8 protein-coding genes and 1 tRNA gene are annotated in these 16856 nt (G+C 71.0%); 2 read left to right on the plus strand and 7 right to left on the minus strand.

All coding sequences use genetic code 11. The annotated features are described in order from the left end of the window. Positions 1–52 precede the first annotated feature (52 nt). From ABDW61_RS20065 to ABDW61_RS20080, 4 genes are all read right to left on the minus strand, one after another. Positions 53–8743, minus strand: a complete 8691-nt coding sequence (locus ABDW61_RS20065; protein ID WP_343641209.1) for a glucoamylase family protein — start codon at positions 8741–8743, stop codon at positions 53–55. A gap of 119 nt (positions 8744–8862) precedes the next feature. After that, on the minus strand, positions 8863–9063 hold the full coding sequence (locus ABDW61_RS20070) for a hypothetical protein (RefSeq protein WP_343641211.1): 201 nt from the start codon (positions 9061–9063) through the stop codon (positions 8863–8865). 167 nt (positions 9064–9230) lie between these two features. Beyond that, a complete protein-coding gene (sodC, locus tag ABDW61_RS20075) occupies positions 9231–9764 on the minus strand; it encodes a superoxide dismutase [Cu-Zn] SodC (protein WP_343641213.1) in 534 nt (177 codons plus the stop codon). A gap of 40 nt (positions 9765–9804) precedes the next feature. Beyond that, positions 9805–10431, minus strand: coding sequence for a LysE family translocator (locus ABDW61_RS20080; RefSeq protein WP_343641215.1), 627 nt, complete (start codon positions 10429–10431; stop codon positions 9805–9807). A 150-nt stretch (positions 10432–10581) separates the two neighbouring features. On the opposite strand from ABDW61_RS20080, the gene ABDW61_RS20085 reads away from it, so the two are divergent. Then, positions 10582–12588, plus strand: a complete 2007-nt coding sequence (locus ABDW61_RS20085; RefSeq protein WP_343641217.1) for a hypothetical protein — start codon at positions 10582–10584, stop codon at positions 12586–12588. Between the two features lie 47 nt (positions 12589–12635). On the opposite strand, the gene ABDW61_RS20090 is transcribed toward ABDW61_RS20085, so the two are convergent. The 3 genes from ABDW61_RS20090 to ABDW61_RS20100 all read right to left on the minus strand — a co-directional run bounded on the left by ABDW61_RS20090 (position 12636) and on the right by ABDW61_RS20100 (position 14260). Continuing rightward, a tRNA-Ser gene (locus tag ABDW61_RS20090) sits at positions 12636–12726 on the minus strand. A gap of 99 nt (positions 12727–12825) precedes the next feature. Continuing rightward, positions 12826–13752, minus strand: coding sequence for a stomatin-like protein (locus ABDW61_RS20095; protein WP_343641218.1), 927 nt, complete (start codon positions 13750–13752; stop codon positions 12826–12828). Positions 13753–13828: 76 nt separating this feature from the next. Further along, the gene (locus tag ABDW61_RS20100) at positions 13829–14260 is read right to left on the minus strand and encodes an NfeD family protein (RefSeq protein WP_343641219.1); all 432 of its coding nucleotides are present in this window, start codon (positions 14258–14260) and stop codon (positions 13829–13831) included. Between the two features lie 242 nt (positions 14261–14502). Here ABDW61_RS20100 and ABDW61_RS20105 point away from each other — a divergent pair, with 242 nt between their 5' ends. Further along, a complete protein-coding gene (locus ABDW61_RS20105; protein WP_343641220.1) occupies positions 14503–16779 on the plus strand; it encodes an arginine/lysine/ornithine decarboxylase in 2277 nt (758 codons plus the stop codon). Positions 16780–16856 lie beyond the last annotated feature (77 nt).

Below are 16856 nucleotides of genomic sequence, written 5' to 3' on the forward strand. Positions count from 1 at the left end.
GCCACCCGCGTCTCGCCGTTTCCGGACGTGGAATTCCAGAGCGGCGCGCCGCTCACGAGCCGGCGCGCAAGTCGCTCGCCGCCCCGGTGGCTTCCGGCAACGCCACCACCTCCGGCACGCTCACCACCACCAGCGCCTGATCCGGCGACAGCGACGCCAGTTCAATCGGCTCATCCGCGTTCTCGCGCCGCGAGCCCGGCTCGCGCGCCAGCGCCGCGCGGCAGGCGGTTTCGTTGGCGCAGACGATCACGCGCAGCCACTGCCCGCCGCGCCGGATCCGCACCTCCGCCTGGTCCCAGTGCGCCGGCAGGCAGGCGCGCACGCGCAGCCGGCCCTGCTCGATGACCACGCCGCAGATGCACTCCAGCGAGGCCCGCAGCAACCAGCCCGCCGAACCGCTGTACCAACTCCATCCGCCCCGGCCCACCCACGGCGCGTGCGAGTAGATGTCGCCCGCCATCACGTAGGGCTCGATCGCGTACACCGGCCCCAGCCGCGGATCGGCCCAGCGATGCGCGGGGCTTAGCCCGGTGTAGACCCGCCACATCGCGTCCCGCTGCCCCAGCCGCGCCAGCGCCATCAGCGCCCAGACCGCCGCGTGGTTGTACTGGCCGCCGTTCTCGCGCACGCCCGGCGCATACGACTGGATGTAGCCCGCGCTCGGCTGCGACACCGCCAGCGGCGGATGCAGCAGCCGCGCCAGCTTCGCCACCGGATCGAGCAACTGCGCGCAGGCGCTCGCCATTGCTTGGCGTGCATGCGCCGGATCGGCGGCGCCGGTCAGCACCGCCCAGCTCTGCGCGATCAGGTCGATGCGGCACTCCGCGTTGCGGGCCGAGCCCAGCGGCGAACCATCGTCGAAGAAGCCGCGCCGGTACCACTGGCCATCCCAGCCGGGCCCGTCGAGCGCCGCCACCCAGCCGTCGCGCGCCGCCTTCCAGCGCTGCACGCGCTCGTGCTCGCCGCGCGCGGTGGCCACCGGCGCGAAGTCCTCGATCACCTGCGCGAGGAACCACGCCATCCAGATCGACTCGCCCTGGCCCTCGTGGCCGACGCGATTCATCCCGTCGTTCCAGTCGCCGGTGCCGAACAGCGGCAGCCCGTGCGGGCCGCTGCCCAGGCTGCGGTCGATCGCGCGCGCCGCGTGCTCGTAGACCGTCGCCATCGGGCCGTCGGTGCGCGGGCTCTCGTAGATGTCCTCGGCGCCTTCGGGCACCTGCTGGCCATCGAGGAAAGGCACCGTGTCGTCGAGCAGCGTCAGGTCGCCGGTGCGCGTCAGGTAATGCGCCAGCGCGTACGGCAGCCACAGCCGGTCGTCCGCGAAATGCGTGCGCACGCCGGCCCCGCCGGGCTCGTGCCACCAGTGCTGCACGTCGCCCTCCGGGAACTGCCGCGCGGCATTGCGCCGGATCTGATCGGCCAGCAGTTGCGGCGCGACATCGGTCAGCGCCATCGCGTCCTGCAACTGGTCGCGATAACCGAACGCGCCGCCCGCCTGGTAGAAGCCGGCTCGCGCCCACATGCGGCAGACCAGCGTCTGATAGGGCAGCCAGTGATTCGTCAGCGCGTCGAAACGCGGATCCGGCGTCGCGACCTGCAGGCCGCCGAGCAGCTCCGGCCACTGGCGGCGCTGGCGATCGAGCCGCGCCGCCGGGTCGATCGCCCAGGCAGCTTCCATCAGCGCATGCGTCGCCTCCGGCGAAGGACCATGGCCCAGCAGCACCGTCAGCGTCGCGGGCTGCGCGCCCTCGAGCTCGATGCGCGCCGCCAGCGCCGCGCACGCGTCCAGCCCGCCGCCGCAGCGGCGGCTCAGCGCCTGGGGCAGCACCATGCGGCCGGCGCCGTCGAAGAACTCGCGCCGGTCGCAGGTCCAGTCCTGCTGGTCGAGCCGCACGCGCGCCGCGCCCGCGCCGGCCCGCTCGGCAGTGCGGCCCGCGGCGGCGAGCGGCGCGTCGCTCGGCTGGCGCGGCCGGATGCACAGGGCCGCCGTCGCGTCGCCGAAGCCGCCCAGGTGATCGAGCTGCGTCGCCTGCAGCGTCAAGGCGCGCTCGGGCTGCGGCAGCCCGGCGCCCAGCTCGCCGACCGTCAGCCAGTCGCTGCGCGTGGCGACCGACAGGCGCTCGCTGCGCGCGCTGCCCAGCTGCCACTCCGCCAGCGCGACCAGGCGCAGGCGCCGGCGTCCGCCGCCGTCGTCGGTGGCGATCGACACCTGCACCTGCTTCAGCGCCGCGTCACGGTCGACGCACCAGCACAGCTCGACGGTCAGGTCGTCGATGCGCTGGCGGCTGCGCGAGTAGCCGATGCCATGCTCGATGGTGAGCGGCGCGTCGCGCCGCAGCTGCCGGCCCAGCGGCCAGACCCGGTCGTGGTCCAGGTCATGCAGCAGCAGCCATTCGCCTGGAGGATCGAGCAGCGGATCGTTGGACCAGGGCGTCACCTGGTGCATGCGGCTGTTGCCGGCCCAGGTGTAGCCGGCGCCGATCTCGGTGACCTGGCAGCCGAAGTCGCGGTTCGCGAGCACGTTGACCCAGGGCCGCGACGGATGCCGCTCCGGCGAGACCTCGAACGAAAAGCCGCCATGCGTGGGATCGAAGCGGCCTTCGGGCGGGCGGGGCACCGCCTCCGGCAAGGGGCGCTCGACCAGCGCGTGCGCGACCGGCAGCCGCGGCGCGTCGCTCGCGGGTGCGGTGTCCTCGATCCAGCGCTCGAGCTGCTGCGACAACGCCCGTCCGTCCGCCTGCAGCCGGATGCGGGTCAGCGTCTGCAGCGTGAAGCGTTCGTCGGGTTGCAGATCGGCATCGCGCAGCACGTGCAGCGCGGAGCACAGGTGCCCCGGCCGCCCCTGCGCCTGCCCTTGCAGCCGCGCCTGCAAGGCCTGCAGCGCCTGCTGCACCGGCGCCTGATAGGACGCGGGCTCCTCGTTCAGCACGACCAGGTCGACGCCCACCGCATGCGTGGTCCACATCCGCAGCGCCTTCTTCAGCGCGCGGATCAGGTCGATGCCTTCTTCCCCGCTGACGGTGACCACCAGCAGCGGCCGGTCGCCCGAGATGCCGAAGCGCCACAGCGCCCGCCGGTCGCAACGCCCGCGCGGATCGCGCGCCGGCGCCGGGTCGCGCACCGCCTGGCCCGTCACCAGCGTGTTGAGCTGCAGCAGCGCGCCCCAGGTGGCGGTGTCGAACTGCAGTTCGCGCAACCGGATGCCGCCCATCGTGTGCGACATCGCCGCCGAACGTTCCACGTGCGCCGGCTGGCGGTACTTGTCGACCAGCGCGGCGAGCAGGTCGGCGTCGCGCGACGCGGCGGTGCAGAAGGTCAGGCGCACCGTGGCGCCCGGCGCCAGGTCCAGCCCCACGCGCAGTCCCGCCACCGGATCGAGGCCGGTGTCGAGCAGCCGGCCCGCTTCGCCGGCGGCGCTCATGTCGGCCTCCTCATCGACGAAGGCCGGCCGCGCGTCGCCGACCGGACGCGTCGAGCTGCCGTAGCGGCCCAGCCAGCGCGCGCGATCAGCGATCGGCAGCACCTCGCGCACCACGTGGCCCTCGGGCTGGCAGTCCGCCTCGCCGTCGCGCCGCGGCGCCTTGCCGCAGGCCGCGCCGCCGTCGATGCCGGCGAGGAAGAACACCGCCCGCATCGCGGCTTCGTCGAACAGGCGCGGCTGGCGCCGCAGGTGCAGCGCGTGACCGGACTCGTCCCAGCGGGCCTGGATGAAGAGGTTGGAGAAGGCCGGGTGCGCTTCGTCGCTGCGCTGCGGCGCCAGCGTGGCCTCGAAACAGGACACCAGATCCAGCGCCAGCGGCCGGTCGCCGCGGTTGGTGAGCTCGACCTGGCGCAGCTCGCAATCGTCCTCGGGGCTGACCCAGACCGTGGTGCAGCTGTGCAGGTCGGGCCAACTGGCCTCGAACAGCACCCGCTCGGCCTGCATCCGCGCGGTGTAGCGGGCGCGCGGATCCGGCGCCGGGCGGGCGGTGGTGCTGGCCCAGTCCTCCTCGCCGGCGCGGCGGATCAGCGTGAAGCTGCCGTGCTGGTCGCGCAGCAGGTCGTCGCGCCAGCGCGTGACCGCGATGCCATCCCAGTTGCTGTAGCCGCCGCCGTGGCTGCGCAGCACCACCGAGTAGCGCCCGTTGGTCAGCATGTGCGTCAGCGGCAGCGTTTCGGTCAGCGGTTCGCTCTCGCGCACCATGCGCGTCTTGCGGACCGGCCGCTTGCGCGGCAGGACCTCCGCCGAGGCGTCCGACAGCGGCGCCACTTCGCGCGGCGCGCGCTCGTGCAGCAGCGTCGCGACCGCCTTCATGTGCGGATCGCTCATCAGCCAGCGCCGCGGCGCCTCGTCGGCCAGCACGTGCGTCAGCGCCGCGAAGCCCATCGCCTGGTGGTGCGCCATGTAGGTCTGCACCAGCGTGTAGCCCGCACCAGCGGTCTGGCGCTGCGGCGTGTAGTCGACCGCCTCGATGAAGCCGAAGTCCCCGCGCGCGCCCAGCCGCTCGAAGGCCAGCAGGTTGGACACCACCCGCACCGGCGCCACGATCGCCGCCATCACCGCCGCATACGGCGCGAGCACGCGCTCGTCCACGGCCAGCCGCGCCAGCGCCAGCGACTGCACGCCCTGCGGGCCGTACTGGTAGGCGAGGGTGTGATCCTGGCCGGCGATCGCCGATTCGGAGATGCCCCAGGGCGTGCCGCGGCCGCGCGCTTCCAGCCGCTGCTCCGCGACCGCCGTGCGGATCGCCCGCCCCAGCGCGCTGGCCGCGGGCTCGCGCAGCACCAGCGAGGGCATCAGGTACTCGAACATCGAGCCCGACCACGACTTCAATCCCAGCGAGTCGCCCGCGCCATCGCGCGCGAAGAACGGGCGGCCCAGCGCGCGCCAGTGATCGGGCGGCAGGTCGCCCTTGGCGATCGCGATCAGGCTGGTCAGCCGCGCCTCGCTGGCGAGCAGGTCGTAGTGGTTGTCGTCGAGCTGCTGCGCGTCGCCACGCCAGCCGATGCGCAGCAGTTGCCGCTCGGCATCGAAGAGCGGGCGGTAGTCCGCCTCCAGACCCAGCCGGCGCGCGCGGCGCGCGAGCTGCCGCAGTTGCTGCCGCGACTCGGAGAAGGGCGCGCCGTGATCACGCCACCAGGATTCGAGTTGCGCGATGAGGTCGCGCAGGAGCCAGTGCGCGGGCGGCGCCTGCTGGTCCTGCGCGGCGGCCAGGGCGTCGAGTTCCGCCTTCGCCGCGTCGACCCGCGCCCGCAGCACGGCCTGCAGTTCCTCGGCGCCCGCCTGCGCGTTCTCGGGGGCGAGCAGCGCGGCCACCAGCGCGGCGCCGGCCGGCAGGCGTTCGTCGCCGGCCAGCGGCGGCTGCAGCACGCGCAGCCGCTGCAGCGCCTTGGCAAGCGCTTGGCGCGGCGCCTGTTCAAGCTGCTCGGGCGTCATCTCGGCCGCCAGTTCGCAGGCACGCGCGACGGTCAGCAGATGCGCCGAGCAATTGCCGCTGTCAACCGCCGATACATAGCCCGGCGCCAGCACCACCAGCGATTCGGTGTCGTACCAGTTGTAGAAGTGGCCCTGCCAGCGCGGCAGGCGCTCCAGCGTGTCCAGCGTCGCCGCGAGCCGCTCCGTCATCGTGACCAGGCCGATGAAGCCGAGCTCGCGCGCGCAGGCCAGCGTCAGCAGGTACAGGCCGATGTTGGTCGGCGAGGTGCGGTGCGCCACCAGCAGGTGCGGCGTCAGCTGGACGTTGTCGGGCGGCAGGTGGTGGTCGGCCGGGCCGACATGCGTGTCGTAGAAGCGCCAGGTGTCGCGGGCCAGTCCCCACAGGTAGTCGCGGCCCTGCGGGTCCAGGGCGGCCTCGCGATGGAGCAGCGGCGCGCGCGGGGCGCTGGCCCACCAGATCCACAGCGGCGACAGCGCCCAGATGGCCAGCATGACGACCGCCGCGGCGCCGTCGACCGGCGCGCCCGACAGCGCCGCCATCGCGAGCAGGCCGCCGAGCACCGCCGCCGCGATCGGCACCCGCAGATGCTGCGCGGCGAGCGCCGGCAGCTCACGCCGCGCCGCGGCCTGCGCCGCCGCGGCGGTGGTCCATTCGAGCAGATGGCGGCGCGACACCCACTGGCGCCACAGCGCGCGGCCGATGGCATCGAGGTAGAGCAGCGACAGATGCAGCAGCAGCGCGACATGCCAGGCCGCCAGGCCGAGCGCGCGGCGCAGGTCGTGGCCGGTCTCGCGATAGAAGTGGCGCCGCGCCAGGCCGTCGCGGCTGGGCACCAGCCCGGCCAGCGCGCCCACCAGCGGCCCGATCGCGAAGGCGCCCGCGAGCACCGTCAGCGTCAGGCCGAAGGGCAGCACGCCGGTGCCCAGCGCCAGCAGCATCAAGCCCAGCGCCATCGGCGCGACCAGCGAGCGGCGCAGGTTGTCGATCAGCTTCCAGCGATTGATCGGCGCGAGGCCGTAGCGGCCCGCGCGCGCGATGAAGGGCAGCAGCTGCCAGTCGCCGCGCGTCCAGCGATGCAGCCGCGCATGCGCGACGTCCGCATGCATCGGCGAGTCCTCGACCAGCGTGATGTCGGAGACGCCGGCGCAGCGCGCCAGACTGCCTTCGAGCAGGTCATGGCTGAGCACCTGGCCCTCGGGCAGCCGCGCGTCGAGCACCGCATGGCAGGCGCCCACGTCGAGCAGGCCCTTGCCGGTGAAGCTGCCTTCGCCGAACAGGTCCTGGAAGATCTCGGAGCTGACGGCGCTGTAGGGATCGATGCCGAACTGGCCCACGAACAGGCGGTGATAGGGCGTGCTCGCCTGGTCGTCGGGCATCGGCGCGAGCACTCGCGGCTGCAGGATGGCGTAACCCTCGACGACGCGGCGGCGGGCCGCGTCCACGCGCGGCCGGTTCATCGGATGCGCGGCGGTGCCGACCAGCGCGCGCAGACGGCCCGGCGGCATGTCGGTGTCGGCGTCCAGCGTGATCAGGTGGCGCACGCCGGCGGCCGGGCGCGACATCGCGCCGAAGTCGGAGAACGGTGACGCGAAGGCCGGCGACGCCAACTGCCTCAGCAGCAATTCGAGCTTGCCGCGCTTGCGCTCCCAGCCGATCCAGCGGCGCTCCGTCGGGGACCACTCGCGCGGCCGGTGCAGCAGCAGGAAGCGCGGGCTGCCGTCGGCCAGCGGACCGTGACGCTCGTTGAGCGCGGCGATCGCGTCGGCGGCGGTGACGACGATCATCGTGTCGCCGGGCTGGTGTTCCTCGTAGGCATCGGCGAGATCGCTCAACAGCGCGAACTGCACGAGCCGCTCGGGGTTGGCGAGGTGGTGCTGCTCCAGCTGCGCCACCAGCGGCGCGACGGCTTCCTCGCGCGGCAGCAGCACCGGCATCACGACGAGGGTGCGCTCGGCATCGGGGATGCCGGCGGAGAAGTCCAGGCGCGGGAGCCGGGAAGGGCGGGCGAGTTCGCTGATCCAGCGGTTGGTGAGCGCGACGACGGCCTCGGCGATGGGACCGGCGGCCAGGATCGCGGTGAGCCACCACAGCCAGCCCGGCACGCCGGCGCGTGCCTCGCTCATCAGCCAGTACAGCCCCACGAGGCCGAGCAGCCCCAGTCCGCCGAGGTAGGCGACCGCCGCCCAGCGCTGACCCGGCGCGGTGTCGAGCGGCGGCCAGCGCCGCTCGCGCAGGCCCAGCGCCGCGAGCAGCGTGGGGCGGCCGGCGCCGCGCCACCAATAGATCGGCGCGGCGCGGCGGTCGGGCTCGCCGTCCTCGGGCGGGCCGGCGCGCTGCGTCAGCGCCAGCAACTCGCGCGCGATCTCGAGTTCCGTCCGCGCGCACTTGCGCGCCAGGCGCTCGATCTCATGCAGCGTCAGGTCCTGCGTGTCCGGCGCCTCGGCGGCGAAGACCGGCGATTCGCCCAGCGTCTGCATCACCGGGCTCACCGACTGGATCAGGCGGCGCCAATCGGTCTGGTCGATGCGCCGCAGCGCGGTGATCGCGTTGCGGATGCTCTGCAAGTCCTTGATCGACTCGTCCTGCTGCCGTGCCAGCGTCTGGGCCGGCGCCGGCAGACGGGTGCTCAGCCAGGCGGCGAGCTCCCCCATCATCGGCTGCGGGAGCTCCTCGAGCCGGTGGTCCAACTGCAGCCAGAAGGCCTCGGCCACGCCGCGCTCCTTCATCCGCGGCTCGAGCGCGGTGATCGCGTCCAGGCCGGTCTCGGCGGGGTGGCCGTCATACCAGTGGTGCACCACGTCGCGCGCGGCCTGCAGCGTCGCGAAGCGCTCGGCCAGCCGGCGCAGGTTCTCGACCAGCACGACGCGCAGCGTCGTCGGCAGCGCCCAGAGTTCGGCCAGCGAGAGAGGGCGTTCCTCCTGGTAGGCGCGCAGGTAGGGACCGAGCAGGCCGGCGTCGAAGTTGCCATCGGTGTGCGCCACCCAGGCCCAGGCGATGCCGTAGATGCGGGGCAGACCGGCGAGCGGCTCGTCGCGCAGGCGCGGCAGCAGCCGGAAGAAGCCGCGCGGCAGCCCGCGGCGGACCTGGTGGGTCTGCTCGTCGATCAGGGCGGCGTTGTCCAGCAGCCATTTGCCGGCGGCGCCGAGGTGGCGGAAGTCGCGATGGCGCTTCTCGATCAGCCGGCGCGTCTGTTGCAGCATCGCGACGTTGTCGTCGAGCCGCGGGAAGAACTGCCCCGCGCCAGCGGTGCCCTGGACCGCCTGGGCCTGGGCGAGGCTGCGCCCATGCTGCTCGAAGCGCGCCAGGCCGAACAGCACCGCGCGCACGGGCGGCTCGATCGGACCGAGCGCCGGATTCAGCAGCGCAAGTTCTTCCGCAATTTCAGGGGGTGGCTCCGGGCTGGGGTCCGCCTTTCGGGCGGGATCGTCCGCGGGCGGCGCGGCGCTCATAGCCAGTGGGCGAACAGACCCAGGGTCACGGCGCTCAAGGCCACCGTGGTGGCCAGCCGGGGCAGGACGGCGTCGTGAATGCGCTCGGCGAACAGGGCGACGCCGAACCATCGCCCGCGCGCCTTGGCGCACTGGACCAGGTGGCGTTGCAGCGCCTTGGCCTGATCGTTGGCGTGCGGGCCGGCTGGGCTGGTCATGGCATTCCCCTCTGAAAGTAGTTGAACCCGGATGAAACCGGACGTTTCAACTCGGCAAATCCCATGCCTGCGCATGGAAGGACGTTTGCCCTGCGCGCCGAGGGGTGGCTGACCGTCATTCCCCTCCTGGCGAGGGGGAGGGGAGTTCAGTGGGGGGGATTAGCGGATCACTGGATCACGCCGCAGGCGATGCGGGCGCCGCCGCCGCCGAGCGCGGCCGGGTGATCCGAGTGGTTGTCGCCGCCGGCGTGGACCATCAGCGCGTGGCCCTTGACGTCGGCCAGCGTCAGGCGCGGCGCGAGCACCGGCTGCACGGCCTCGCCCTCCGCGTTGACGAACAGCGGCGGCAGGTCGCCCAGGTGGCCATCGCCCCACGGCTCGCCATGCTTGCCGGACTTCTTCGGATCGAAGTGCCCGCCGGCGCCATCGGCCGCGACGGGCTTGCCATCCTTCTCGCCAGCCGCGCACGACGGGTTGGCGTGGACGTGGAAGCCATGCAGGCCAGGCGGCAGGCCCGTCAGCTTGGGCGTGAAGACCAGGCCGTACTTCGTCTCCTCCATCGTCACCGTGCCGACGGGGCCGCCATCGCCCTGCGGCGTGGCGACCTTCAGGGTCACGGTGGCGGTGGTGTCCGCGGCCAAGGCGGCAGTCATCGGCAGACAGGCCGCGAGGGCGGCGGCGAGCAGTGGGCGAAAGGTCATGCGGGTCTCCTTGGAAGAGGGGGGACAGGGAGTGCGGTCTTCAACGGCTCACGATCAACCGAAGCCCCAGCGCGACGAACACCGCGCCGGCGAGGCGATCCAGCCACAGTCCCGCGCGCGGTCTGCGCTGCAGCCACTGGCCGATCGCGCCGGCGAAGTAGCCGAGCAGGCCGAACAGCACCGCCGCCTGCAGCGTGAAGGTCGCGCCCAGCAGCGCCGTCTGCGCGGCCACGTTGCCGTGCGAGGCGACGACGAACTGCGGCAGGAAGGACAGGAAGAAGAGGACGACCTTGGGGTTGATCGCGTTGGCGAAGACGCCCTTGAAGAAGAGGCGCCAGAGCGAGTCCTCGGCCTGCGAGACGTCGCCGACATGCGCGCCGCCGCGGCTGCGCAGGGCCTTGATGCCCAGCCAGATCAGATAGAGCCCGCCGCAGACCTTCAGCGCGGTGAAGGCCGCCGGCGAGGCCGCGATCAGCGCGCTGACACCGATCGCCGCGAGCACCGTGTGGCTCAGGCAACCGAGCGCGCAGCCCAGGCCGAAGGCCATGCCGTGCCGCCGCCCCTTCGAGATGCCCATGCCCAGCACCATCAGGTTGTCCGGGCCGGGGGACGCCGTGATCAGCATGGCGGCCAGCAGGAAGCTGAAGAGTTGTTCGAAGGTCAGCATGGGCCGGGATGATAGGCGCTCGCCCTGCAACTATCATCACGCGCGCATTTCAATAGCCAGTCGCCGCTGCCACCCTTTCCAGGGATCAAGGCGGGTCTCCGGGCAACCAGCCTCGGAAGACCGCGCGACGGCCTCAAGAGGGAGGAACTCATGTTTGGATTCCAGTGGCGTCCGCGGGCGCTGTTCGTCGCGCTGGCCTGCGTGCTGAGCGCTTGTGGGGGTGGCGGAGGCGGTGGAGGCGGCGGCACCGACGCCGGTACCGGCGGCACGCCGCCGGGCACGCCGGCGACGACGTCGCTGATGCCGCCGGCGTCCACGCCGGGCGAGACCCTGGCCGCGGACGCCTCGGTCTATCGCCCGTTCGCCGCAGGCGGCACCTGGCGCTATCGGGGCGTCCAGACCCAACCGAACGTCGCCCAGCCCGTGGTCTACGACACCGTGACGCAGCAGCTCGCGACCAGCGTGGCCTCGCAGGTGATCGAAACGACCTCCAATGCCGGCAACAGCGGCAATGACCAGACCACGCTCGTCCTCGACGCCGGAACCATCACCGCCAACGACCACCTGGACCTGGCGCCCGGCGTGCGTGTGCCGGTTCCACGCATCGAGCTGAAGTCGCCCGTGCGTGCCGGCGAACAGTACAACCTGATCGACCGGCGCATCGAGGACATGGGCACCGACGTCGATGGCGACAAGCGCAATGACGCCGCGGACATCGCGGCCTACGCGCGCGTCGTCGGAATCGAGACCGTGGCGCTGCCCACCTTGCCCAGCATCCAGGCGATCCGGGTCGACACCACGCTGATGACGCGCATCAGGATTTCCACGACCGGTCAGTGGTCGCCGGTCATCCGGATCGAGGCGCGCGCCTGGTACGCCCAAGGCCTGGGACTGGTGCAACTGCAGACCGAACTGCCCACGGCCGACCTCAGCGGCGTGACCCGCAACGTGGAAACGCTGGTGTCCTTCGAGGGACCCGCCTCCGGCTATGGCGCAAGCCCCGCCAGCGTCGCGACCGTGCCGCTGACCAGCGCCGTCTTCCCCGGCCAGACCGTGTCGGGGTCGAGCATCGTCGCCGCGGTGCCGATGGGCGACCAGGCGCTGCTGTTTGCCAATCGGTCTGCCGACGGGCTCACCGTGTACCGCATGAATGCAAGTGGCGGCATCTCGGGCGTCCAGCACCATCTGGGATTGAACAATCAGCCGCGCAGCGGGTTCTATCTGCGCGTGGGCAGCGAGGCGGTCGCAGTGAATGGGTTCGGCCCGCTGGTGACCCGCTTCGATGCCTCGGGGAATCTGCTGGGCACGGTGGCGGCGCTGCCGCTGTCGCGGCCCGGGCGGCAGGGCGACGCGAGCGTGCTCGGCGCCGCCGCGCAGGGCGGCAACCTGGCGCTGCTCTGGAGCCGCGGCACAGCCGATGGCAGCGCCACCGAACTGGTGATGGGCCGCTTCGCGCTGGACGGCACGCCGGTCGGCGCGCAAGCGGTGGTGTTCACTGGCGGGAGCGTGGACCGGACCTCGTTCGCGTTCTCCGGCGGGCGCCTGGTGGCGGCCTGGTCGGGCCGCGCGACGTCCATCGGGGCCCTGGACATCCAGGTGGCCGCCTGGGCGCCCGACAGCGGCGACCTCCGGCAGACCGTGCTGTTGAGCGGCGCCTCGCAAGCGACCTATCGGCTCGCGCCCACCGTGGTGCCGCTCGACGAGGGCGCGGCGCTGATGTGGGCGCGCGACCTGCGTACCGGCGACCCGCTTCCCGAGTCCGCCGGTCTGCGTCTGGATGCCCAGTTCAATCCGGTGCGCGGCGGTGCCACGCTGGATGACGAGACCGTCCGGGGCATGCCGGGCGCGCGCACCGATTCCGGCTCGCCAGCCTTCCAGGGACAGGGGCAGCGGATGCTGGGGCTCGTCGACCGCACGGGGCCGCTGTGGCCGGATGTGCCGGCCTACCCGGTGAACCGGACGCTCACGCTCGTGAGCTGGTGGGACGCTGGCGCCGGACCGCTCAGCGGCGCGACCGTCAAGACCTTGCGCGTGGGCGTGGAGGCGAGCGAATTCAATGCGCTGCGGATGCTGGTGCCGGTCGGCGATCGCCTGCTGCTGCTGGGTGGCGACTCGGCGCTGACCGTGCGCACGCTCTGGCTGCCGGGCAGCCGCTGAAATGAAAACGGGCCCTGATCACTCAGGGCCCGTTTCATTGTGGTCTTTGGCGGAGAGAGAGGGATTCGAACCCTCGGTAGGCTATTAACCTACACACGCTTTCCAGGCGTGCGACTTAAACCACTCATCCATCTCTCCGAAGCCCGCCATCATAGCGCAGTTTTCAGGCTCGCAAGGAAAGTTGTCGGATCGCCGCGGTGCGACGCACACGCGACCGTCCGCAGGCGGGCAGGGCGCTCAGCGTCCGGGCTGGATCACCTTGTCGCTCTTGATCAGCGCCATCGCCGTGCCGATCAGCCCTGAGACCTCGCTCATGTTGGCCGGCACGATCATCGTGTTGTTCTTCTGCGCGAGCTGCGAGAAGGCCTCGACCGCCTTCTCCGCGACCTTCAATTGCACCGCGTCCCCGCCGCCCGGCTGCTGGATCGCCGCGGCGATCTTGCGGATCGCGTCCGCGCTGGCCTCGGCGACCGCCGTGATGGCCGCGGCCTCGCCCTGCGCCTTGTTGATCTCGGCCTGCTTCTCGCCCTCGGAGCGCGCGATCGCGGCCTCGCGCTCGCCGGTGGCGATGTTGATCTGCTCCTGGCGCCGGCCCTCCGACGCCGCGATCAGCGCGCGCTTCTCGCGCTCGGCCGTGATCTGCGCCTGCATCGAGCGCAGGATCTCCGCCGGCGGCGTCAGGTCCTTGATCTCGTAGCGCAGCACCTTCACGCCCCAGTTGAGCGCCGCCTCGTCCAGCGCCTGCACGACGGCGGCATTGATGGCGTCGCGCTCCTCGAAGGTGCGGTCCAGCTCCATGCGCCCGATCACCGAGCGCAGCGTGGTCTGCGCCAGCTGCGTGATGGCGATGATGTAGTTGCTCGAGCCGTAGCTCGCGCGCATCGGGTCGGTCACCTGGAAGTACAGGATGCCGTCCACCGTGAGCTGGGTGTTGTCCTTGGTGATGCAGACCTGGCTCGGAACATCCAGCGGGATCTCCTTGAGCGAATGCTTGTAGGCCAGGCGGTCGACGAAGGGCACCAGGATGTTCAGGCCGGGCGTGAGCGTGGCGTGATATTTGCCAAGACGCTCCACCACCCACGCGTGCTGCTGCGGGACCACCTTGACGGCCTGCACGACGAAGACGATGGCGACCACCAGCAGGACCAGGGCGACGATTTCCATGAGCGGGACTCCTCCTCCAGGAATGAACGGGTAAGCGAAACGGATGCGGGAAGCGCGATGGGGCAGGGCGGCGCGTTCAGGCCGCCTCGACCAGCAGGCAACTGCCCTCGACCGCGCGGATCACATGTCTGCCGCTGTGCGGGGCGCCATGGCCGACGAAGCGCGCCCGCCAGGCCGCGCCGCGGTAGCGGACCTCGGCGGTGCCGTCGGCGCGCCATTGGAGGACGTCCAGGCTCTGGCCGATGTCGAGATTGACGTTGGGGTTCTCGCTGGCTGGCGTGCGCGGGTGCCGGCGCTGACGGCCGTGCCACCAGGCCACCGCGCCGCCGCCCACCGCCGCCGCGACCGTCACCTGGGCCCAGAACGGGCCGCCCAGGTGCGCCGCCAGCGCCGCCGCCGCGGCGCCCAGTGCCAGCATCAGCAGGTAGAAGGTCGTCCCGCTGGCGAGCTCCGCCGCCACCAGTCCGCCGCAGATGACCCACCACCAGGTGGGCAGGGTCCAGTCCATCAGATCCTCCTAGCGGCCGGGCGATCCGTGATTCGCCCGGTCCTGTCGAATCGGACCAGTGTACGCCCCGGATCGAGGCCGCCGAGCGAGGCCCAAACGGGTCGCGGCGCCCGCATTTCCGGGCCATGGACGACGACGCCGTTCTGTTTCCGCGACACCCCCCGATCAACACTTGCGTGACACGGCTGACGCCCTACACTTCGCGCCTTTCTTGTTTGACCCCGCCCCGATCTGGAGGCTTCATGACGCCGCGTTTCCGCTTTCCCATCGTCATCATCGACGAGGACTATCGCTCCGAGAACACCTCGGGTTTGGGCATTCGCGCCCTGGCGGAAGCCATCCAGAAAGAGGGCTTCGAGGTGCTGGGCGCGACCAGCTACGGCGACCTGAGCCAGTTCGCCCAGCAGCAGAGCCGGGCCAGCGCCTTCATCCTGTCGATCGACGACGAGGAGTTCTCCGGCAACGGCGATGGCGCGGAGCTCGATCCGGCGGTGTTGAACCTGCGCAAGTTCATCCAGGAGATCCGCTTCAAGAATGCGGACATCCCCATCTACGTCTACGGCGAGACCCGGACTTCGCAGCACCTGCCCAACGATGTGCTGCGCGAGCTGCACGGCTTCATTCACATGTTCGAGGACACGCCCGAGTTCGTGGCGCGTCACATCATCCGCGAGGCCAAGAGCTACCTCGACGGCCTGGCGCCCCCGTTCTTCAAGGCGCTGATGGATTACGCGCAGGACGGCTCCTACTCCTGGCACTGCCCGGGGCACTCCGGCGGCGTGGCCTTCCTGAAGAGCCCGGTCGGCCAGATGTTCCACCAGTTCTTCGGCGAGAACATGCTGCGTGCCGACGTCTGCAACGCGGTCGAGGAACTCGGCCAACTGCTGGACCACACCGGCCCGGTCGCCGAGAGCGAGAAGAACGCCGCCCGCATCTTCAACGCGGACCACTGCTTCTTCGTCACCAACGGCACCTCGACCTCCAACAAGATGGTCTGGCACCACACGGTGGCGCCGGGCGACATCGTGGTGGTCGACCGCAACTGCCACAAGTCCATCCTGCACAGCATCATCATGACCGGCGCGGTGCCGGTCTTCATGACGCCCACGCGCAACCACTACGGCATCATCGGTCCGATCCCGGAGAGCGAGTTCTCGCCCGACACCATCCGCAAGAAGATCGCGAAAAATCCGCTGCTCAAGGGCGTGGATCCGAAGAAGGTCAAGCCGCGCATCATGACGTTGACGCAGAGCACCTACGACGGCGTGCTCTACAACACCGAGACCATCAAGGCCAAGCTGGACGGCTGGATCGACACGCTGCACTTCGACGAGGCGTGGCTGCCGCACGCGGCGTTCCACAACTTCTACGGCTCGTACCACGCGATGGGCAAGCATCGCCCGCGCCCGAAGACCGCGATGGTCTACGCCACGCAGTCGACCCACAAGCTGCTGGCCGGCATCTCGCAGGCGTCGCAGGTGCTGGTGCAGGACTCGCAGAACGTGAAGCTGGACAAGCATCTGTTCAACGAGGCTTATCTGATGCACACCTCGACCAGCCCGCAGTACTCGATCATCGCCAGCTGCGACGTCGCCGCCGCGATGATGGAGCCCCCGGGCGGCACGGCGCTGGTGGAAGAGTCCATCCTCGAGGCGCTGGACTTCCGCCGTGCGATGCGCAAGGTCGAGAAGGACTACGGCAAGGACTGGTGGTTCAAGGTCTGGGGACCGGACAAGCTCGCCGCCGACGGCATCGGCAAGGCCGCGGACTGGATGCTCAAGGCCAACGAGAAGTGGCACGGCTTCGGTCCGATCGAGGCCGGCTTCAACATGCTGGACCCGATCAAGTCCACGGTCATCACGCCCGGTCTGGACATGAGCGGCAAGTTCGCCAAGACCGGCATCCCGGCCAGCATCGTCACCAAGTTCCTGGCCGAGCATGGCGTCGTGGTCGAGAAGACGGGGCTCTATTCGTTCTTCATCATGTTCACCATCGGCATCACCAAGGGCCGCTGGAACACGCTGCTGACCGCGCTGCAGCAGTTCAAGGACGACTACGACAAGAACGCGCCGATCTGGCGCATCCTGCCGGACTTCGTCGCCGCCTTCCCGCGTTATGAGCGCATGGGCTTGCGCGACCTGTGCCAGAGCGTGCACGAGGCCTACGCGTCCGGCGACATCGCGCGCCTGACCACCGAGGTCTATCTGTCCGACCTGGAGCCGGCGATGAAGCCGTCCGACGCGTATGCGCACATCGCGCATCGCAAGACGGAACGCGTCGAGATCGACAAGCTGGAAGGCCGCGTCACCACCGCGCTGCTGACGCCGTATCCCCCCGGCATCCCGCTGCTGATCCCGGGTGAGCGCTTCAACAAGCGGATCGTGGACTATTTGAAGTTCACCAGAGACTTCAATGCGAAGTTCCCGGGCTTCGCGACCGATGTCCACGGGCTGGTCGCGGAGAAGGGCAACGACGGCGTGACTCGGTATTACGTCGATTGCGTGGTTGATGCGAAATGAAGAACGGGACCCTCGGGTCCCGTTTTTACTTTCACGTTCGGCGCGCTTGGCCGCTGGAGCATGGGGCCCTGGCGGCA

This window comes from Roseateles sp. (assembly GCF_039595595.1).
Classification (GTDB): domain Bacteria; phylum Pseudomonadota; class Gammaproteobacteria; order Burkholderiales; family Burkholderiaceae_C; genus Roseateles.